Annotated in this window: 14 protein-coding genes; 12 read left to right on the top strand and 2 right to left on the bottom strand. The window is 55.5% G+C overall.

Annotation, left to right across the window (positions count from 1 at the left end):
* The first annotated feature begins 332 nt into the window (after positions 1-332).
* Positions 333-1,517 (top strand): hypothetical protein, encoded by a 1,185-nt coding sequence (locus tag HN413_06080; GenBank protein ID MBT3389960.1) that lies wholly within the window; start codon positions 333-335, stop codon positions 1,515-1,517.
* Here HN413_06080 and HN413_06075 read toward each other — a convergent pair.
* The gene (locus HN413_06075; protein ID MBT3389959.1) at positions 1,462-2,118 is read right to left on the bottom strand and encodes a hypothetical protein; all 657 of its coding nucleotides are present in this window, start codon (positions 2,116-2,118) and stop codon (positions 1,462-1,464) included. The two genes, HN413_06080 and HN413_06075, sit on opposite strands and share 56 nt — an antisense overlap.
* Positions 2,115-3,623 (bottom strand): serine/threonine protein kinase, encoded by a 1,509-nt coding sequence (locus HN413_06070; GenBank protein MBT3389958.1) that lies wholly within the window; start codon positions 3,621-3,623, stop codon positions 2,115-2,117. The genes HN413_06075 and HN413_06070 overlap by 4 nt, the downstream gene beginning before the upstream one ends.
* A 269-nt stretch (positions 3,624-3,892) precedes the next feature.
* Here HN413_06070 and HN413_06065 point away from each other — a divergent pair, with 269 nt between their 5' ends.
* The 11 genes from HN413_06065 to HN413_06015 all read left to right on the top strand — a co-directional run bounded on the left by HN413_06065 (position 3,893) and on the right by HN413_06015 (position 20,505).
* Complete coding sequence (locus HN413_06065; GenBank protein MBT3389957.1) at positions 3,893-5,473, top strand: FHA domain-containing protein; 1,581 nt, start codon at positions 3,893-3,895, stop codon at positions 5,471-5,473.
* A 58-nt stretch (positions 5,474-5,531) separates the two neighbouring features.
* Complete coding sequence (locus HN413_06060) at positions 5,532-5,906, top strand: hypothetical protein (GenBank protein MBT3389956.1); 375 nt, start codon at positions 5,532-5,534, stop codon at positions 5,904-5,906.
* A gap of 57 nt (positions 5,907-5,963) precedes the next feature.
* Positions 5,964-8,789, top strand: a complete 2,826-nt coding sequence (locus HN413_06055) for an ATP-binding protein (protein MBT3389955.1) — start codon at positions 5,964-5,966, stop codon at positions 8,787-8,789.
* 106 nt (positions 8,790-8,895) lie between these two features.
* Positions 8,896-13,353, top strand: a complete 4,458-nt coding sequence (locus HN413_06050; protein MBT3389954.1) for a tetratricopeptide repeat protein — start codon at positions 8,896-8,898, stop codon at positions 13,351-13,353.
* A 281-nt stretch (positions 13,354-13,634) separates the two neighbouring features.
* The gene (locus HN413_06045) at positions 13,635-13,964 is read left to right on the top strand and encodes an endonuclease domain-containing protein (protein MBT3389953.1); all 330 of its coding nucleotides are present in this window, start codon (positions 13,635-13,637) and stop codon (positions 13,962-13,964) included.
* Between the two features lie 38 nt (positions 13,965-14,002).
* Positions 14,003-14,632: a hypothetical protein gene (locus tag HN413_06040; protein ID MBT3389952.1), complete on the top strand. Its 630-nt coding sequence runs from the start codon at positions 14,003-14,005 to the stop codon at positions 14,630-14,632.
* 107 nt (positions 14,633-14,739) lie between these two features.
* On the top strand, positions 14,740-16,221 hold the full coding sequence (locus HN413_06035) for a hypothetical protein (GenBank protein MBT3389951.1): 1,482 nt from the start codon (positions 14,740-14,742) through the stop codon (positions 16,219-16,221).
* A gap of 28 nt (positions 16,222-16,249) precedes the next feature.
* Complete coding sequence (locus HN413_06030) at positions 16,250-16,813, top strand: hypothetical protein (protein MBT3389950.1); 564 nt, start codon at positions 16,250-16,252, stop codon at positions 16,811-16,813.
* A gap of 90 nt (positions 16,814-16,903) precedes the next feature.
* The gene (locus HN413_06025; GenBank protein MBT3389949.1) at positions 16,904-18,097 is read left to right on the top strand and encodes a hypothetical protein; all 1,194 of its coding nucleotides are present in this window, start codon (positions 16,904-16,906) and stop codon (positions 18,095-18,097) included.
* Between the two features lie 82 nt (positions 18,098-18,179).
* Positions 18,180-19,376, top strand: coding sequence for an aminopeptidase P family protein (locus tag HN413_06020; GenBank protein ID MBT3389948.1), 1,197 nt, complete (start codon positions 18,180-18,182; stop codon positions 19,374-19,376).
* Between the two features lie 100 nt (positions 19,377-19,476).
* Positions 19,477-20,505, top strand: a complete 1,029-nt coding sequence (locus HN413_06015) for a hypothetical protein (protein ID MBT3389947.1) — start codon at positions 19,477-19,479, stop codon at positions 20,503-20,505.
* Positions 20,506-20,712: the final 207 nt, after the last annotated feature.

Below are 20,712 nucleotides of genomic sequence, written 5' to 3'. Positions count from 1 at the left end.
CCTGGCTTATGTGATTGTCAATGTTCACACTTCCGTTGATGAATACAGAAGTTCTTAAAATTGTGTCGATGCTGAGACATCTTCACATTTCAGCACAGGGATTCCTCCCTCTGGTCGGAATGACAGGTTCTTTTTAGCCCAAGAAACAAGTATCCATTTTTTTTGTTATCCGGCGCAAGTAGCAAAACACCCTTCCGGATTGTGCAATAGTACCTTTGATGCGATTGCAAAATGCATCACAACCTGCAATAATAGAATAGCAAGGTTTTCTCTCTGCAACTGTATCATTGTCATTGAATCGACGATCGTAATATTCGTATAGGGAGTTTTTTATGAAGAAGCTACACTTTTTACGTAATAAGCAACGCTGGTTGCTTGGGATTGCAACGGCCCTGATCAGCGCCATCCTGGCGTGTAACCTTCCGGGCGGTTCGGTGCAGTCTGAGGTAGATTATCCAGCCACCCTCACGGTGATCGCGGCTGTACAGCCTCAGGAGCAAGTGGCCGAAATCCCCGCGGATATTGCAACCCCCACCGACACGCCATTTCCCGCCGATGCAGCCCCCGCCACATCCACGCCTTCCCCAGAGATTGAACATCTCACCCAACCCGGCGAACCGGCTAAAATCCGCACCTGGGTTTCCGATTTATCTTCCAAAGTGTTTGCGGCAGAACATCGGGCGATTGGCGATAATTTGAATATCAATTTGCTTGAACGCCCCTTCACGGCCAATGAGATGGATTATCAGCCCTATCTGGATATTATCAAAGTGGAGATCGGCGAAGGCGCAGAGTGGATTTATGTGATCTTGCATCTGGAAGCCGAGCCGCCTGTTGATGCGGAAGCCTACTATGCCATTGAGATTGATCTGGATCGGGACGGGCGCGGCGACTGGCTGATCAGCGGCCGGGTGCCTGCTTCCGAAGGCTGGACGACGGACGGAGTCACCGTTTGGCGTGACAGCAACGACGATGTGGGGGGCTTCACCCCGATGCGCGCGGAGGCCCCGTTATCGGGTATTGATGGCTACGATGAGCGCGTTTTCAACGCGGGTATTGGCGATGACCCCGATGCCGCCTGGGTGCGACGGGCGCCCACATTTCCCCAGCGCGTGCAACTGGCTTTCAAGCACAGCCTGATTGGTTCAGCAAGCACTTTCTTATGGGGTGGCTGGAGTGAAGCCGCAGTTAATGAACCTGCCTGGTTTGATTACAACGACCATTTCACGCTGGCACAGGCCGGTTCCCCCGCGATAGGGAATGACCACTATCCGCTGGCCGAATTATATTCGCTCGATAATACCTGCCGCTGGACCTACGGTTTTGAGCCGACCAGCGATTACCCGGGTCTATGCCCTTTGCCTTCTCCTACCCCAACGGCTACGCACACCCCTCCCCCTCCCGATCAAACTTGTACCGAAACCGAGCCGCAAGAGGGTTGCCCGCGGTTTGTTTTTGGTTCTACATCGGTGCAAACAGTGTGGAATCCTGAGACATGTGAGTGTGAAATGCCGTAAGCCAAACCAACATTGCCTCGGCGGCTTGCACCAGTTTTGACAGCGTGAAATCGTTCTTAGTCTCGCCCTGGGCGGTTTCGGCAATCTCGGGCAAGTGGATGAAGCCGAAGCGCGTTGGCAACCCCAATGCCTGAATCTCGCGCGCGGCGGCGTAGAAAACTTCGTTGCAAATATAGGCTCCGGCATGATTCGAAATTACTGCCGGGCTACCCGCGGCCTCGATGATCGATTTCAGTTCCAGCAAGGGTAAATTGCTGAAATAAGCGCCCGCTCCGGTGGGGTGGATAGGATCGCCCTGTTTGAGAATCCCGGCGTTATCGGGATAGGGGGCATCTTGCACGTTAATGGCAACGCGCTCGAGGTTGATTTGTGCTTTCGAGGAGGCCACACCAAACGAGATCAACACATCGGGCTGAATCTCGCGGATCAGGGTTTGAATCTGTTCCCCAGCCTGACCATAAACCACCGGTAGAATGGCGCGGCGCAAATCCATATTGGCAGGCAAATTATTCGATTTCCCCAAGGCCTCGATTAGCAACAACGCTGGATTGACGGCAATATGCTGGAAGGGGCCAAAGCCCGTGATGAGTACTTTTTTCATCGCGAGTGCAGCATATCCAATTGCTCTTGGGCGAAAACACGCAGGTCTTCCAGGCCGGGATCGCCTTCCGTCCAACCCTGACAATCTTCAAAACTCCAAATGGCCTCGTCGAAACGCTCTAACGAAGCCAGCGCTTCGCCCCTTAAACACCATAAATGCGCGTGATGTGGATGCGCTTCCGCGTCGGCATAGCGCAGGGCCACATCCAGGGTTTCCACCGCGGCAGTGGCATCACCGTTGCGGAGAAGCTCCTCCGCCAAAATCTGGCATTCTTCAATGGATACACATTCTGTCGCGCTACCTCCGCCGGAGAGTTTGGGAATCCCCCAGATGAGCAGCAGGGCGAGGATGGCTGCGCCGATGAAACCAAAGATTATTTTTATTCGATTCGCCCGGGCGGCTGGTTGGCTCGTTTGCCCGCTTTGGCGCTCTGAGACCCTCTGACTCTTTTGGGGCATCGGCGCTTCGACTTCCATAGCGACGGTGGCTTTTTCGGCCATATCCGCTTCGGCAGGCTCCATAGCCACGGTGGGACGCGAAGCGATGGTTTGCTTCGAGATGGGATCATCTTGGGCCTGCATGGCGACGGTGGCTTTGTCATAAACCTCGGGGAGCCTTTCTCTTGACCGCGCCTCAGCCGCCGAGGGGGCGCGGCGAGCATCCTGCTGGGGTACAGGAATCACATCAAAGGCCTCATCCAGCGCGTTTTTGAATTCATCCGCCGAAGCATAGCGCTGCGCCGGGTCTTTTTCGAGCGCTTTTTCGATCACGGCTTCCAGCGCGGGGGGAATATCGGGGCGCAGAGAACGGGGACGCGGCAGCGGTTCGTTGATATGTTTGTGGATCACGGCCAGGGGGGTATCGGAATCGAAGGGCACTTTGCCGGTGACCATCTCGTAGAGGATCACACCCAATGAATAGATGTCGCTGGCGGCGCTGACGTGCAAGCCCATGCCCTGTTCGGGTGACATATAAGATGGGGTGCCGACCAGCGTGCCAGTGGCGGTGAATTGGGTATCGCTGAGAATGCGAGCGATGCCAAAATCGGTGAGTACAACCCGGCCATCTTTGCCAAGCAGCACGTTGGCAGGCTTGATATCGCGGTGCAGCATACCCTGGCGATGGGCGTATCCGAGGGCCGAGGCGGTTTCCTGAATGATATGCACAATTTCGGCGTAAGGCAGCGGAGCTGCGGATTGCAACAGGCGATCTTTGAGCGTGCCGCCATCGACGAACTCCATAATCATATAATAGAGGTCATCCTGACTCTCAAAATCGTACACCTGCACAATATTGGGGTGACGCAGGGTTGCGATGGCCTTGGCCTCGCGCTGGAAACGCGCCGTAAAATCCTTGCCTTCGGCGAGAAAATGGTGCAGCACTTTGATGGCCGCGTAGCGTTCAAGTTGTGGATGATGCGCCTTGTAGACTTCAGCCATGCCCCCGCGCCCCAGGCGTTCGATGACCTGATATTTGCCCAGCATTTGCCCTGCCAGTGTTGCCATGAATATCTCCGAATATAGGGATTTACCTCAAAGGCCCAAAGACGCGAAGTAGTGCAAATTATTTTTTTGTTGTCCTTGGTGCCTTTGTGTCTTCGTGGTGAAATTACTTTGTAGATTTTGTCTATTAGAGCAAGAAGCAGATCGTGCGCCCAGACCCTAATCTATCGTATTATACAAGACTTCGGGCTGGAAATCGCAATTCTTGTCGAAATGCTTACATTTCCGACAGTCTGCATGGTCAGGGTGTATTTTCGTCTATAATAAACCCAATGCAGCTCACCCTATTTGCACTCGATTGCGGCGCGACCAACTGGCGGCTCTACCGGGCCGGGTATCAGCGCGCGGGCAATGCTCTGCGCATTCTCGGCGACCCGCAGCCTGCACCCCTGACCAGTTTCAGCGACCGCAATTTGCCCGCCGCGCTCACGCTGACCCCGGATGGCGCGTCTGTGGAGAGCATTGGCGAAATCGCTCAGATGCAGCTCGAAGATGAAACCGCCCGCGCCCGCGTGCGCGAATATTTCAAGCCCTGCATCGGTGCCCATCTGGAACCGAATCCCCTGCCCCACCAACAACGCTATACCCACGCCCAGGCGCTCAACTACACCCGCCTGATGCTCGAAGCCGTTCTGGAGCAAATCCGGCGCGAAAAATGGCGCGCCAGCGATTTTGATGATCGCCTGCGTTTCGCCTTCGCTTATCCTGTCCACTGGCGCGATGAGCATAACGGCACGCTCTTCAATGAATTTCAGGCGTTGGTCCGCAGTTGCTTCCCCGAAGCCATGCACCCCCATCTGCGCTTTGTGGCCGAACCCGAGGGCGCCATCCTGAGTCTGAACCATCAGGGTTTGCTCAACCCGATCAGCACAGCGGGGATCACACTGATTGTGGATGTTGGCGGCAGCAGCAGCGATATTGTCGCCGGGAGGATCGATCCGCACAGCGGTGAGTTGCTCATCCTCGGACGCTACGGGCAGCCTTTCGGTGGCGGCCTGTACGATGCGGCCCTCGCCGCCTATCTGGCTGAGGAAATGGGCATCCCTGGCACACTCCTCGCGAATGATCCCACCGCGCTAACTACGCTGCGCGTCTTCGGTAAACGTCTCAAAGAGGCCCTCAGCCGGGCGTTGCTACAAAACCCGCAGGGCGGCGCGGCAAGCGCTCAGCGCACGTTCACCCTGGTACTGCGCAGTGGCGAAATTTACCGGCGGCTGATCAAACTCGATCAGGTCACTTTCGAGCGCGTGGCCGGGCAACTCAACCAGAATTTCGAAATCCTGATCACCCAAGCCCTAAACACGCTGAACCTGACTGAAGGCGAAATTGGACAGGTGACGCTGGTCGGCGGCGGGGCGCAGTTATACAGCATTGTGCATTATCTGAGCGCCCGCTTTGGGGATGAAAAAGTTGTGCTGGCGGATAATCCCGATGAGATGGTGGTGCGCGGTGTGGCGCTGGAATATGGCGCACAAATGGGGATGATTCAGCCCGGCGCCAGCCTGGTAATCGAACCGCCTTCGCGGTTGGCTCCTGCCTCCGAAGCGGATTCGGCCCTCGAGCCGGCGTGGCGACTTATCGACCCCGAGGGGCAGGTATACATTCTCGAAGCGGGCGCCACCACAAAGGTCGGCCGCGCCCGCGCTGCCCACATCTGGCTCGACAGCGAGAAAGTCTCTCGCAATCATGCCGAAATCCACCTGAGCGGAGATACGCTGGCCGTGACCGATCTGGGCAGTACCAACGGCACCTTCGTCAATGATGAGCGTATTCAAACCCGGCTGCCTTTTTTATTAAACCGCGCCGAAAAAATTCGGTTTGGCGATCGAGAATTTATTGTAGAAATTGGGTAAGTCAGGATCAGGAATCCCCCTGACGTAAATGCCCCAAGCCGATTCAGGAGAATAGAATATGATAAAAGAAATTATATATTCCGAAGAAATCAACACCGTTGTTATCACCTATCAGGGGCAGACGCCACCAGAAGAAGTTCAGGAAGTTCTTCAAAAAGCCTATATATTGGCCGTTGAGAAGAATTGTAAGAATTTTTTGGTGGATTGTTCGCTGGTTCAACCTGGCGGCGGCTCGACCCTCGATGTTTACGATCTGGCGCGTATGTTCGAGGAATTTCCCGACATCCGCAAGTATAAAGACGCCATCATTTTGCCCCCGATACCCGCCGGGGCAGAAGATCTGAAATTCTTCGAGACCGCGGCCCGCAACCGCGGTTTCAATGTGCGCGTGTTCACCGAGCGTCAGGCAGCGATTGACTGGCTAATGGAATAAGAACAGACCTCCGAGGTTTTTAAAACCTCGGAGGTCTCATAAAAGAAGGCCTCACACATGACCGACGAAACCAATATCATCCCCACCGAATCGGATTCATACGCCGAACTGACCCCCGAAATGCTGATGGAGGCTGGCGACGCGCTCTCGAAGTCGCTGCTGTTTACCTTGCGGCGCGACTACCTCGACGGCCCGGTGGTCGAGCGTGACGTGGTGCGCATGGCTGAGGTCGAAATCACTCAGCAGCCGGATTTAGCCATGCTGTCGTTGGAGCAAGTTGGCAAACCGGTGCGCGAAGACATGAGCGAGTATTTTACTGCCATCCAGACCACCCTGGCGGCCTGTCACGACCCGCGCTATGCGCTCATCTTCATGGTCTCCAGCGACGGGCTGCGCAACCGCATTTATATCGGCGTGGTGGCGCGGGAGGGCGGCACGCAGCCGCGTATTTTTGCCGAGCAGGTCGGCCAATTTTTGGGGTCAAATTGGCCGGGGACACGCGTTAAATTGGTGGAAGATTACGAGCAGGTGGCGCGGCATGTGCATGTACCCCTGAGTACCTACCGCCATGCACGCGCCTTTACGGGGATTCCATCGGTGAAGAAGAGCGACAAAGCGCAGAGCTACCCCCAGAGTTTAGATCGCTTCATGCGCGGCCTGCGCGGCAAGCCGTATCTCTATATGGTTGTGGCCGAGCCAATGGCCGAGGCCGAAGTGGGCGAGATTATTTCATCGTGTCACACGCTTTCCGGGCAGGTACACGCTTTTACGAAGGCCACCCTCAACCGCAGCAGCGGCAGCGGAATGACCGAAAGCATCTCCCGCTCGGAGGGTGAAAGCGCCTCCACGGCAAAGACAGATGGGGTGTCCGAGAGCGAAAGCGCCGGACGTAACAAGGGCGTACTGGGCACCGAGATGGAAAAATCTTCGGGCGCGGTGAAGGGCTTGAAAGGCGTTGGGCTGGGGGCAGTTTCGGCGCTGCTGGTGGCCACCGGAGGGCCGTTCTTGCTCTCCGGGATGCTGGGTATGTTTGGGCAGTTGCTGCCCTCCACGACGAGTTCATCTGTTGCGGGGCGCACATCGTCCGAATCCGAAACCACCGGGCGCACGACCGGGCGCGCCTTCAGCGAGGGGACTTCGACGAATGAGTCGCTTTCGTTTGGGCGCGAATATCTCAACCGTCATGCCGAAGCCTGTGAGAAATTGCTCCATCAAACTGTGGAGCGTTTCGAGACCGCCCGCGCCCAGGGCTGCTGGAACGTGGGCGTGTATTTGCTCAGCAATCAGAGCGAGACGGCGGCGCAGGCTCAGGCGCAGTTGAAAGCGCTGGTCAGCGGGGAGAAGACGGCCTTCGAGCCGGTGCGTTTCCATGATCTTTCGCCGGTGTGGGATGGTCAGGCGCAGGTGGCGCTGGATGCGTTCACCCAGCCTCCTTTGCGGCTGGCAGCCCCGGGGTCGGATGCGTTCATCCAGCACCCGATCGGAAACGCCTTCGAGGGCCTCACCACCCCGATGAACACGGAAGAACTCTCGCTGCTCGCCAATCTTCCCTTAAAAGAAATGCCCGGTATGCCCATGCAGCCGACGGCTTTCTTCAGCCTGAATCCGCCGGAGCCTGAAAATCCGGCCAACGCCCTGCATTTGGGCAATTTGCTCGAAGGCGGCGAAGAAATCCCCGGCCTGCGCTACGATGTGGATTTGGACAGCCTGACGCGCCATATTTTCATCACCGGCATCACCGGCAGCGGAAAATCGAACACCTGCCGCCGGATTATCAGCGAGTTGATGGAACGGGGCAAGAACTTTTTGGTGATTGAACCCGCCAAAGATGAGTATGTGCAATTGGCGCTGGCCTATAATCAGGCCGGGACGTTTGACCGCAAGATTGCCGTTTACATGCCGGGGCGCTCGGATTGGGGCGGGCATGCGTTAGAGCAACTGCACCTGAACCCCTTTGATATTGTGCAAATTCCGGGGGCCACCACGCAGGTGATGCCGCATCTCGACCGGCTGAAATCCATTTTCAATGCCAGCTTCCCCATGTACGAAATTTTGCCCGTGATTCTCGAAGAAGCGCTGGTGGATTTATACGACAGTCAGGGCTGGCTGGAAGAGAGCCTGCCGCCTGCGGGAGTTGGCCGCCCCACACTGGAGAATTTGTATAATCGCATCACCGGCGTGGTGCGCGAGAAGGGCTATGAAGAGCGCATTACGGCCAATATCACCGCCGCGCTGCGCACGCGCATTGGCTCGCTGCTGCGCGGCTGGAAGGGACGCATGTTTGACCAGCCGTTTTCTACCCCATGGGCGGAACTCCTTGACCGCCCGGTGGTGGTCAATTTGCAATATCTGGGCGACGACGCCGATAAGTGCTTCACAATGGCGCTGCTGCTCAACTTCATGTACGAGTACCGTCAGGCGCAGCACGAGAGTCTGGGTTCACCCGAATCGAGCGAGTTGCGCCATCTGGCGATTATCGAAGAAGCCCACCGCGTATTGCGCTCGGCCCCACACCGGGCCGATTCCGCCAATCCGCAGGCCAAGATGGGCGAGATGTTCGCCGACATCCTCGCTGAGATCCGCGCCTACGGGCAGGGCATGGCGATCATCGACCAGGTTCCCGCCAAACTCGTCCCCGACGCGATCAAGAACACCAATCTCAAGATCATCCATCGTCTCGTCGCCGCCGACGACCGCGATTCGATGTCGGGCGCGCTGGCGTTGACCGAAGATCAGGCCAAAGTCATCGCCCGGCTCAAGGTTGGGCAGGCGATTGTGGCGGGTATTCAGGACGATATGGCTTCGTGGGTCAAGGTGGCCTATACGCCAATGCAGAAGTTATCGCCCTCACCCCAACCCCTCTCCCAAGGGGAGAGGAGCTAAGGCCGCCTTGCCCCCTCTCCCTCTGGGAGAGGGCCGGGGTGAGGGAACTAAGGCGCTCCAACTAAAATGGAACACGTCCATCTGTATAGTCAATGAAAGAAATTCAATGAGCAAAGAACATATTTTTATCTCGCACTCTTCGAAGAATGATGCTTTTGTAAAAAAGCTGCGTGAAACGCTGGAATTATTTGATGAACTTCCCTGGGTTGATTCGCGCGAGCTAACCGGGGGCGACGAGCTTGAAACAACTATCGAGAAAAAAGTGCGCTCAGCGCGCCAATTTTTGGTGGTCATCAGCATTGATGCGTTAAATTCCGAGTGGGTGCAAAAAGAAGTCAAAATGGCGTTGGATGAAGCCGAAAAACGAACGGATGGCTACAAAATAATTTCGGTGGTTTTGCCGGGCGTTCAGGCAGGGATTCTCAAACTCTTGTTCCCGAAAGAACCCGTACACATTTTTGTCGAAGACAAACCAACCGGCGTAAGCGAAGCCATGCCCAAAATTTTCGCCGCGCTGGAACATCAACTCCCCAACGATTGGGAAACAGCCGTAGAACTCACCGCCGAACCCGTCGAAGAATTGATTCTCGAACTGACCGATCCCATCATCACGGAGAAAGACGGCCTGCGCCGGGCAACCGCCACCGCCGAGTTGATCTACAACCCCGCACATCCCCCCGCGGCGGGGGGAGCGAGGGGGGTCAGCCGCGCAATCAAGAGCAAACGCTACCGCTTCACCGCGCCGCTGGGAGCCGTGGAGTTGGGCGAAGTCCGCTGGTATATCGAGAAATATTATCAGTGGCCTACCGGGGTCTTCAAAGACAGAGCCAGGAAAACCGAAAAAAACCTGCCCGAATGGGGCAAGGCGCTTTTCGATGCTGTTTTGGGAGCCAACCTTGCCCCCACCCAGCCTCCCCCAAATACGACGGTGGAGCTGTCGAATTTATGGGAGGGGCGCGAAGCCTACGATGCATGGAAACGTGCAACCGGCAGCCACAGATTTTCTGTACAGGTGGATGGAGAGCCAATCGCAGGTACGCCAGAAGATCAAGCCGCCCTGATCCGTGAAGCCGCCAGCGACCTGCTGGCCCTGCCCTGGGAGATCATGCACGATGGCGTTGGCTATCTCTCGCAGGGAGCGGATAGCGTGCGCGTGCGCCGCCGTTTGCCGAATCGCAAGCCTGTGACCACCCGGCAAGCCGAACTCCCCATTCGGGTGCTATTGCTCAGCCCGCGCCCCGAAGTGGACGAAAACGATGAGCCGGTTGGCTATATTGACCACCGCGTGATTGCGAATCCTTTGATGCAGGCTGTGGAGCGTTTAGGCGAAGATTTGGTTAAAGTCGATATTTTGTATCCCCCTACATTCTCAGCGCTCAAACAAGCCCTCGACAAAGGGAAAGAAGATAATAATCCCTACGATATTGTCCATTTTGACGGGCACGGGGTTTATGATCGCAGAGAAGGCTTGGGGGCCTTATGCTTTGAATCGCCCAGAGATAGCCAAAAATTGGGTAATCGCTTGCTTGATCTGGTTTATGCCAAAGATTTAGCTGCCGAATTGCGCGGCTATGGCGTACCGCTTTTCTTCCTGAATGCCTGTCAGAGTGCATTGTCGATTAAAGACCCGATGGCCTCAGTCGCAACTGCATTACTTACGCAGGGCGTTGGCTCGGTGGTGGCGATGAGCCACAGCGTTTTGGTGGAGACCGCCCGCCGTTTTGTGGAGCCATTTTACAAGAGTCTCGCCGAGGGACAGCGCGTGGGCGATGCCATGCTGGCCGGGCAGATGGCCCTGTATGATGATCCCTACCGTTTCAAGATCATGGGCGCGGGGAAACTGGATTTACAGGACTGGTTCGTGCCGGTTTTGTATCAGGATGAAGCCGACCCCCAGCTTTTCACCGTGAGACCCGGCCAAGCGGCTGCCCGCCTGACGACGAAACGCAACGAACTAAAATTGGGCAAATTGCCCGCACCCCCGGAGCATCACTTTGTGGGCCGCAGCCGCATGTTGCTGCATCTGGAGCGCCTGCTGGAACTGCGAAATTATGCCGTGGTGCGCGGCAGCGGCGGCATGGGCAAGACCGCCCTGGCCGTGGAACTGGCGCGCTGGCTGGTGCGCTCCAGCCGCTTTGAACGCGCCGCCTTTGTGAGTGTGGAGCCGCAAAACGTGCAGGACGTGAAAGGCGTGCTGGACGTGATCGGCAGGCAGTTGCTGCCCAAATACACCGCCGCCCAATACGGGGATCTTGACGCTGCCCTGCAGCCCGTGGCGCGCGCCCTGTGTGACCATGCCACGCTGATTTTGCTCGATAATCTGGAAAGTGTGCTGCCCGACAGCGCAGGCCTCAACCCCGCCGGAGCCGCCGATGTGACCGAACTGCTCGGCCTGTGCGGCAAATTACTGGCGGCCTCCGCCGACACGCGCCTGCTCTTCACCAGCCGCGAGGTTTTGCCCGCGCCCTTCAGGCACAACACGGTTGAATTAGGAAGCCTGCACAAGAACGAAGCCATTGAGTTGGTCGAGAGAGTCATGGCGCAGCACGGCTGGCAGCCCCCCGCCAGTGACGATGCTCGCACGCCCGCAGAAATTGAAAATTTGGTGGACGCCGTCAACTGCCACCCACGCGCGCTGGTGCTGCTGGCGCGTGAAGTCAGAGACGGGGTGGCCTACACGACCCAGGAAATTGCCGCCCTGATGGCAAAACTCGAAGCCGCCAATCAGGGCGACCGTGAAAACTCGCTCTATGCCAGCGTGGAGCTATCTTTACGCCGCCTGCCGGACGAAGTGCGCCAACGCGTGAACAGATTGGCCGTTTTTCACGGCGGTGGAAATTTGGCAATTATGGGCATGGTGCTGGAACTTGAAGAAGATAATATGGTGGCCGTAGCCAAAATGCTGATCGACACCGGTATGGCCGAAATACAGGACTACAACTACCTGCGCCTTGACCCAGCCCTGCCCGCCTATTTGCGACTGAGCATCAACAGAGAAGCCTTTGCCCAACTCGAAGGGGCCTGGGCGGGTGCCATGCGGCAATTGGTTGGTTTTCTTTATCAGCAAAAGTTTCAAGATAGCAAATTGGCAAACAACCTGACCCTGCTGGAACTGCCCAACCTGCTGGCGCTGCTCGACTGGCTGGCGGATTTGCTGAATAGGGATATTGCAAGCGCCGAAATGGTCAGTGGCACGGCTGGAAAAATTGAGCAATTACTGGAATACCTGAACCGCCCCAGCGCTTTGGACAGCGCCGTGCAACTGCGGGCAGCCTCCGCCGCCCTGATCCCGGAATGGGGAAAAACCCGCTTTGAAAATGAACGCCTGCTGATCGAACGCCTGCTCGGAGCGGGGCAGCTCCAACCGGCCTACGAAAAAGCGCGGGCGCTGCTTGAAAAAGCCAAAACGTCCGCCTATAAAGGCGCGGATTATGATTTGGGGATAGCGCATTTTATGCTCGGTCGGGTGTTGGAAACAGGCGGGCAGGCAGCACCCGCCCTTGATGTGCTGATTGAAGCCCAGCAACTGTTTGAAGCGATTCATGATAACGAGAGCGCCGCTCAAATGGCTGCCGTGACTCTGACCGAACAAGCCGACTGCCTGACAGCCCTGGGGCGGCTGGATGAAGCGGCTGAAACTTATAATGAAAATATCAAGCGAGCCGAAAAACAAAAAGATTCCCGTCAAGTGGCAGTGGGAAAGTTTCAACTGGCAGATGTTCTGCGTAGGCAGAAAAAGTATAAAGAAGCCATTGAAGCTTATGAAGAAGCCTTACCTATCTTCGAAAAGCAGGATGAACCCAAATCCGTCGCTTCTGTCTATCACCAGATCGGCATCGTGCATCAGGATGCGGGCGATTTCGAGCGCGCCGAAGCCGCCTACCGCCGCTCGCTGGAGATTAAGTCCCGGAATGATGATCGGGCCGGGCAGGCGAGTAGTTTGACCATGTTGGGGCTTCTTTATAAAAGCCATTTAAATCGTTGGGAAGAAGCGGTCACCTTTGAGCGCAAGGCGGCGGATATTTATGTTCAAACAGGCGATTTGCGCCAGGAAGGGGTCGTGCGCAGCAATACAGCCAGCACCCTAAAAAATATCAAACGCTACGACGAAGCTAGAGCGGAGATCCTGCGGGCGATTGAGTGTGACCGCCAATTTGGTCACGCGGCTGAACCGTGGAAAACCTTCGATATTTTGTGCGACATCGAAACCGCCACCGGCCAGGCTAAAGCGGCGCGCGCCGCCTGGGAGCAGGCGCGCGCGGCCTATCTGGCCTATCGTCGGCAGGGGGGGTATGCGCAGGGTGGCGGAGGAAATCTGGTTGAGCACGTATTAGGGCTTATTTCTCAGAAAAAAACTGGCGAAATTCAGCCGCTTTTCAATCAACTTGCCAGCGATCCAGATACACCCGATACACTAAAATTGCTGATGAACGCAATTGTCGCCATTCTCAACGGCTCGCGGGATCCGGCGCTGGGCGATGATCCGGCGCTTAATTATGCCGATGCAGCGGAGGTGCTGTTTTTGATCGAGCGGTTGGAGCCTGCCCCCTCTGTCACTTCGTGACATCTCCCCCAAATGCGACGATAGTACCGTCGAATCTGGGGGAGCATACAGCCTCGGGAGAATACAGCCTCGAATGAGACGAAAAGATGTCAAATTCGGGGAGAAGAAGACGCTCTGCTCCCCCGTTTTCGTCCACAGCATATCCGTGGGCGCAAAATAACGTACTTCTCCCCAAATTCCATGCGCTTGCCCCGTGTTTTTTACGGGGTTGGCATTTGGGGGGATTGAGGGGGGCAAAGGAGAATAACATGCCGCGTCCACGTAGAAGCACGCCCAAAATCATGCACCGTGCGGCCGCGCTGAGACAAGCAACAACGCCCGCCGAGCGAAAACTATGGGCACAGTTGCGCGGCAGAAAGCTCAGAAATGTTAAGTTCCGCAGGCAGCACGCCATCGGCAACTATATCGTCGATTTCTGTGCAGTCCAGGAAAAGCTCGTGATTGAACTGGATGGCAGCCAACATCTGGATCAGGTTGAATACGACCAGGAAAGAACCGCAACCCTTGAACAGCAAGGCTATCGCGTACTCCGCTTTTGGAATGCGCAAGTGATGAAAAATATCGCTGGCTGTCGGCTTGCCATAGAAGCTATGTTGATCGAAAGCCATTAACTGCACCCGCCCCCTGATACCTCACACAGGACAATCCCATGAACACACTCAAACACACCCTCATCACCCTGCACCTGCTCTCATTTGTGCCGCCGCAGCGCGTGGAAGATTTGCAGCCCCTACGGGATTCTTTTGGGGATGACTGGCCCCGGGCTGTGGAGGCGGCTTCAAAGTTAATCGTCGCTTTTCAGCAGGCCAGCCGCAACCCGGAGCCGGAACGTGTGGCCGCGTTGGCGCGCCTGGCCCTGAGCGCCGATTCATCCCCCGAGGCTTGCCGCGCTTTTCAGGAACAGATGGATGAGTTAGCCCAACTCCCGGGGCGCGCCAAAGCCGAAAATCGCCTGCATCGCAAGCGCGGCTGCCAACTGTGCGAAACTCCCTGCCGCTACGGGTATTTCTCACTGATTACCGAGCCCAACTTCGAGGATTTGCCCAACCTGCTCGAGGCCCAAACCACCCCCCCCGTCCAGGCCGTGTGGCGTTTCACGCTGACTCATCTCGCCGAAACCTTCAAAGTCGATCGCTGGCATATCTCCGCCAAACATCTGGGGAATTTATCCTACTGCCTGATCTCACTGGCGACCGCCAAATCGCGCTACCCCTTCCCCGAAGCGCAGATGCGCAAGTTTCAGGCAATGAACCAGCAAATGATCGCGCACTATCGCTAACCTGCAACCTGCCAACCTTCAACTTTTAACTCACCCTGTTACTTTTTTATCGGTATCAGCGACTAAATAAGCAGAATCATCCAAAGTTAGCCAAAAAGGAGCAACCGATGAACGAGCTAGAGACGATCCAACCCCAGGAAAATGTAGAAAGCACCGAAACCACCGAAGCCGTAGAGCAGCAAACCCTGCAAGAAGCCGCGGTTGAACCCGGAACCCGCGTGGAAGAAACCCAAACCTTTGAGCAAGCCGAGGCCGTTGAAGGCGCGTTGGTTGAAGCCGTTGAGCCTCCCGGACAGCCTGAAGCGCCGCCTCCCTGCCCCGACGAGCCTAAAGACCTGCCCCCTGGCAGCGGCGTGTTGGTGGAACCTCACGAAACTGTCGCAATGGCTGAACCGCTGGAAGAGCGCGGCATTGTTGAACAGGCCGAAATCCCTGAAGGCATGCAGTTTGAGCTTGCCAGTGAAGGCGACGACGACGGCAAAGACGAAGCCACGCCCATCAACCTGCCCGGTCCGGAATCCGCCGAAGAAGATGACGAAGGCATGCAGCTTATCAGCGGCCCCAACCGCGATGATCTGCCCGATGGCACCGGTATTTTGGAAGAACCCCACGAAACTGTCGAAATGGCCGACAAGCCGGAAGAGCGCGGCGTGGTCGATACCGCCGAAGTGCCTGAAGGTATCGAATTTCAACTCGCGGGTGAAGATGGCACGGTTGGCCGCGACGATGACGGTCTGATCAAAGACCCGGAACTCAGCGAAGCCTCCGGCAATGGCGACGACGGCAAAGACGAAGCCACCCCCATCAACCTGCCCGGCCCGGTTGCCGCCGAAGACGATGAAGGCATGCAGCTCATCAGCGGCCCCAACCGCGACGACCTGCCCGAAGGCACCGGAATTCTGGTAGAACCCCACGAAACCGTCGAAATAGCCGAACCGCTGGAAGACCGCGGTATTGTAGAGCAGGCCGAAATCCCCGAAGGCATCGAGTTTGAACTCGCCAGCCAAAGCGGCGACGACGACAAAGACGAAGCCACCCCCATCAACCTGCCCGGCCCGGTTGCCGCAGTTGCTGATGAACCAGACCACGGCCCCAGTCCCTTTACGCAACCCGCTCAGGTTGCCAAAGATCACCCCGGTACCGGTGGCAATGTTGCCGGACACAAAGAACCCGGTGATCCTCCTCCGCCTCCAGACCTGCGCGGTCAAACGGCGCTTTCCCCTGACGATGTCAAAGCTGGTGAAAATTTGCAGCCCGCCCCGGATTATGAAGATATGAATCCCTCCGAGCGAGCCGTAGTCGATGTGATTGGCAAAGCCATCACCGACGAAGCATATCGTGCCGCACTGTTTGCCGATGCGCGCGAAGCTACCGCAGGCTACGCCGTTTCTGATGAAGATCGGGCCGGACTGGGCGAAATGACCGCAGAAGCTTTTGATTTCTTCGCTGCTGAAGTTGAAAATCGTTTCGCCGAAGCCGCAGGCCAACAAACCCTGGCACAGGTTGTGCATTCCGTCTGGCGCGATCTCAACCCCGGCGGGTTGGTCTATGTCCTGACTTACAAAATTCCGCAGAAGCACCTGTCGTAAGGCGCAAGACCCTAAAGGTTTATTCAATATGAAAACAAAAAAACAAATCCTGATGAAATATCTTGCCCTGCTATGCGTGTTAGCAGTGCTGGGCAGCATGACAGCATGCAATATGCCCATAAATTCTGGGCCAAACCGCCCCCCCGAAGAAGGCCCGCCTCCCGGCGAAGAGCCATTCCCCCCGGATGAAGACTTTCATCCAGGTGAAGAACCACCCCACGGCGAAGAACCGCCCCCGGGAGAACCCCCTCCTGAAGAGCATCCGCCCGAAGGAGAACCACCACCGCAACCCGAACCTCTCAACGATGAAGAATCCATCAAGCAAGCTTTGTTGGCAGAACTCGGCTGGAGTGAATCCGAACTGGACTTCTCAATGGGGCGGCATGACGGCAGCTTTGCTGAAGGCGGCGTGAATAAGACCGGCGAAATGGGCGGAGCTGCCTGGCTGGCAGCCAAAGATCATGGGCAATGGAATATTGTTCACATCGGCCAAGATTTGCCCCCTTGTGATGCTGTTGATGCTAACAATGTCCCGCCTGATTGGGCTCCATATTGTTGGGATGAAGCATCCGGCAATTCTATTGAGCGCTAAACAACCACATGAATCTAGCATGTTACTTTTTTCGCCATTGCGCCGACTAAATATATGAGCGCAACAAGCATTTGGTGAAACAAGGAGTGTATGATGAGCGAAATGGAAACCATTCAACCCCAAGAGAATCTGGAAGCTGTTGAAAGCGCCGAAAATCAGGTATTACAAGAAGCCGCCCACGAACCCGGCACGCGCGTCGAGACAACCCAAGATTTTGCACAGGCCGAGTCGGTTGAAAGTGAGCTAACTGCGGCTATCGTCAATACCGAACAGACCGTAGCCGCCGCACCCCTCACTGCAGCACCTGTGGACACACCGCAATCGGAGGCTCAAGATCCACTTACGGGCAAAGGCTACGGCGGACAAAGCCAGGAACCGGGGAACGGTTCCCACACGGAAGAGTTGGCAGCCGATCTCGATGCTGAATCTACCCCCAAGCTGGATTCAGCTACCCCACCCGCAGAGCAGAGCCAGCCCTCGGGCGTGCCGGCCAGCGAGATTGACGGCAACGATCCCCTCACCGAGTGGAACGGCGAAGAAACCGATGTCAGCGGTTCCATCAACGAAGGCAGCGATCAACCCGAAGGGCAGACCGGCAACATGGGTCCGCAACGCATCGGCAATGGCAAACTCCCCGAAGAATTGCTCACTCCCCAAGGAGGCCCCGGCATGAAAGGCCCTGGGGGCGGCAGCGGCAAAACGCCCGGCACACCACCGAAATCTGGTGGCGGCCCGCCAGTAGGACAATACGGCGGCGGTACGAAGGGCAAAGGCACGAATAAATATTGGGGAACGGTGGATGGCAAAGGCTATCACGGATCTTCAACGGAGAGCTGCGAAAAAACAGTTGTAGGTGTGGGCGAGTTGTGGGCTACTTCGAAAACAGGCAATATGATCGTAGATTGCGCCAATGGTAAACAATATCAGGTGGTATGGGGCAAGGGTTATTTTGAAGTAGACCGGCGAGCCTTGACTCTGGAAGGCGACACCCCCATGCCCTACACAGGTTCCCCCAGCGGCAGCGAAAACCCCGATCCCAAAGAGCCAGTCGGCGGCCCGGACAGCGAAAGCGGCCATTTCCTGCGCATGTATGGCCCCAGCGGCGGCAGCGATGGCAGTAGCGGCGCAACCCCTGGCGACAAAGATGGCGACGACGATTCCGGCAAATTCCTGGCCGATGGCGAACTCAGCGGTGACGGCACTGGTGGAAGAGATCCCGGCGACCTCGACTACAATCAGGCCAACCTCGCCAATGACGCTATGCAAGGTGCAATGAAACACTAGTCTGGTTTCTTCCATTTGGAACTCCGAGATTTTTGAAATCTCGGAGTTCTTTTGCCGTATCTCCAAACATCATAAAAAATCCATGAGTATCCTGCAAGAAAAATCACACCAAATCCAACAAATTTTGCGTGAGAAAAATATCGATCTATGGCTGACGTTTGTACGCGAAACTTCCGCCCTACGCGACCCCGTACTCGATTTCATCTTCGGCCCCGAAGACCTCACCTGGCCCAGCGCGCTCATCTTCACCGCCAGCGGAGAGCGCATTGCCATTGTAGGCCGTTACGAGGCCGAAGCTGTACAGCGGCTGGGCATCTACAACCCCGTACACTATTACGACCAGTCCATCAAGCCCGTGCTGCTCGAAATTCTGAATGAACTGCAACCTCACCACATCGCCATCAACACATCCCCCAACACTGTCCATGCCGATGGGTTGACGCACGGCCTGTATCAAATTTTGATGGATTATCTCGCCGAGACTCCTTTTTACGAACGCGTCATTCCCGCCGAAGGAATCATCAACGCCCTGCGGGGACGCAAGACTCCCTCGGAGGTGACGCGTATTCGAGAAGCGGTCGCCACCACCGAGGAAATATACGCGCGCACCTTCGCCTATCTGCGCCCTGGAATGACCGAAAAACAAGTCGGCGCGTATATGCACAAATTGCTCGATGAATATCAACTTGAAAGCGCCTGGAGCTACGAGCATTGCCCGGCGGTCAACACCGGGCCAAATTCCCCCATCGGGCACGGAGGCCCCACCGAGCTAGTCATCGCATCCGGTCATCTGCTCCACTTTGATTTTGGTGTCAAGAAAAATGACTATTGCTCCGACATCCAACGCATGGGCTATGTGCTGCGCCCCGGCGAAAGCACCCCGCCCGAAGAAGTTCAGCGCGGTTTCGATACGGTACTCGCCGCGATTGATGCCGCGGTCGCCGCGCTAAAGCCCGGAAGTACTGGCGTGCAAGTCGATACCGCCGCGCGTGATATTGTAATTCAATCGGGGTATGAGGGGCATAAATATGCTACCGGACATCAATTAGGGCGGCTGGCGCATGATGGCGGCGTTGTACTCGGCCCGGCCTGGGAGCGTTATGGCGACACCCCGCATCAGCCGATTGAAGTTGGGCATGTTTACACCATCGAACCCGGCCTGATGGTTGAAGGCTACGGCTATATCGGGCTGGAAGAAAATGTACTTGTCACCCAGAATGGCGTCGAATATTTCTGCCCTCCGCAGCGTGAACTGATTTTGATTCGCGGGGTTGCGTAGTTGAAAATTCGCTATACTATGACAAGCAGCTAACTATTATCACCATATCCTACAATACCCTGAATGGATCCCATCGAGGGGACTTACGTTGTTGCGGAGCTTGAAGGGCAAAAAGCACATAAAGCCTTTAATTATCTTATTGGCATTCTCTCTATGTTGCCGGAAGTCAATTAATACAGATTGGTCATTCGTATATTTAGGAGAAAAGCACATGAATCGTCGTCTAAAAAACTTTATTATCACCGTTACTCTGGTATTCGTTTTAAGCATCACTTCGCTGGTTCTGGCGGGTATGGATTCGCCAGTTAGTCCGGGAAATTCATATAACTCAGCCTATCAATTGGGTTTTACCGAAGATTTTCACAAAAATGAAAAAGGAGAAAACGGAATTGTGCTCGAATCGGTTCCGAATGGGCGGGATGGGAAATATTATTTCTATTTCTCGTTGGAAAATGAAGCCGATGTCGATTTTACATTTTGGACACCAATGCCCTTGACTTTATTGCAATCGCTTTCGGGCACAGCCGATTATATTGTGTCGGTATTTGACCATGAACATGAACTTGTGGATGCGCGCAGCAGTCGGGCTCGAGATGTTGAGTACAAGCTAGATTGCTGGGAAGAAATTGTGGTTGTTTACGACAATGATTGTACAGTTGAATTGCAGATTGATGACTTGGAGCGTGGAAATTACTTTGTGGTTGTGGATTTTGGAACGCCAGACAGCCTTGATGACCGCGATTATCTGGGTTGGCTGAGTTGGGATTTACAAAAACCATCGGGCAAGGCAGCGAAGGACGCATTGCCCTGGTATGGCAGCGATCAAATATATGGCGAATTAGGAGCAGAGCACGACCATTGGTATAAATTAAATCTGTCAGCAGGCCAAAAAATCGCCATCACGCTTTGGGCAGCAGACAATGCCGATGTAGCCATAAATGTATATTCAGCTAACCAAATGAAGAAAGCCACCGATGCAATTACCTATCTGACCACCGAAGATGGGAGTTCAGAACGAACAACTTTCACAATTCCCGATTCGAGTGAAACGTATTCGATCTACATCCAAGTTTTCAATTATGGGCGAAGCAATGCCGACTACTGGATCCAATTGGCGCTCTCGGATTAATACTTCTTAGCCGCCTCGCCTATCAAATTTGGTAAATTGGGGGCGAATAATTGGTTAGTTGCGCTTTCTTTCAGGTGTGTTCTATGTCGTAAATGCATCACTAACTGGCAATGGATTGTGTTGATAACAGAAAAGCATCCCCGAAAACTGGGGATGCTTTTTTATGAGGCGACGATGGGATTCGAACCCATGATAAAGGTTTTGCAG

The organism is Chloroflexota bacterium (assembly GCA_018648225.1).
Lineage (GTDB): Bacteria > Chloroflexota > Anaerolineae > Anaerolineales > UBA11858 > NIOZ-UU35.
Note: the sequence above shows the minus strand (reverse complement) of the source record. Positions and strands in the feature narration are given on the sequence as shown.

Excerpts from the sequence above, each read along its gene's own strand:
- HN413_06080 (MBT3389960.1), top strand. The coding sequence starts at position 333 with ATGAAGAAGCTACACTTTTTACGTAATAAGCAACGCTGGTTGCTTGGG.
- HN413_06075 (MBT3389959.1), bottom strand. The coding sequence starts at position 2,118 with ATGAAAAAAGTACTCATCACGGGCTTTGGCCCCTTCCAGCATATTGCC.
- HN413_06070 (MBT3389958.1), bottom strand. The coding sequence starts at position 3,623 with ATGGCAACACTGGCAGGGCAAATGCTGGGCAAATATCAGGTCATCGAA.
- HN413_06065 (MBT3389957.1), top strand. The coding sequence starts at position 3,893 with ATGCAGCTCACCCTATTTGCACTCGATTGCGGCGCGACCAACTGGCGG.
- HN413_06060 (MBT3389956.1), top strand. The coding sequence starts at position 5,532 with ATGATAAAAGAAATTATATATTCCGAAGAAATCAACACCGTTGTTATC.
- HN413_06055 (MBT3389955.1), top strand. The coding sequence starts at position 5,964 with ATGACCGACGAAACCAATATCATCCCCACCGAATCGGATTCATACGCC.
- HN413_06050 (MBT3389954.1), top strand. The coding sequence starts at position 8,896 with ATGAGCAAAGAACATATTTTTATCTCGCACTCTTCGAAGAATGATGCT.
- HN413_06045 (MBT3389953.1), top strand. The coding sequence starts at position 13,635 with ATGCACCGTGCGGCCGCGCTGAGACAAGCAACAACGCCCGCCGAGCGA.
- HN413_06040 (MBT3389952.1), top strand. The coding sequence starts at position 14,003 with ATGAACACACTCAAACACACCCTCATCACCCTGCACCTGCTCTCATTT.
- HN413_06035 (MBT3389951.1), top strand. The coding sequence starts at position 14,740 with ATGAACGAGCTAGAGACGATCCAACCCCAGGAAAATGTAGAAAGCACC.
- HN413_06030 (MBT3389950.1), top strand. The coding sequence starts at position 16,250 with ATGAAAACAAAAAAACAAATCCTGATGAAATATCTTGCCCTGCTATGC.
- HN413_06025 (MBT3389949.1), top strand. The coding sequence starts at position 16,904 with ATGATGAGCGAAATGGAAACCATTCAACCCCAAGAGAATCTGGAAGCT.
- HN413_06020 (MBT3389948.1), top strand. The coding sequence starts at position 18,180 with ATGAGTATCCTGCAAGAAAAATCACACCAAATCCAACAAATTTTGCGT.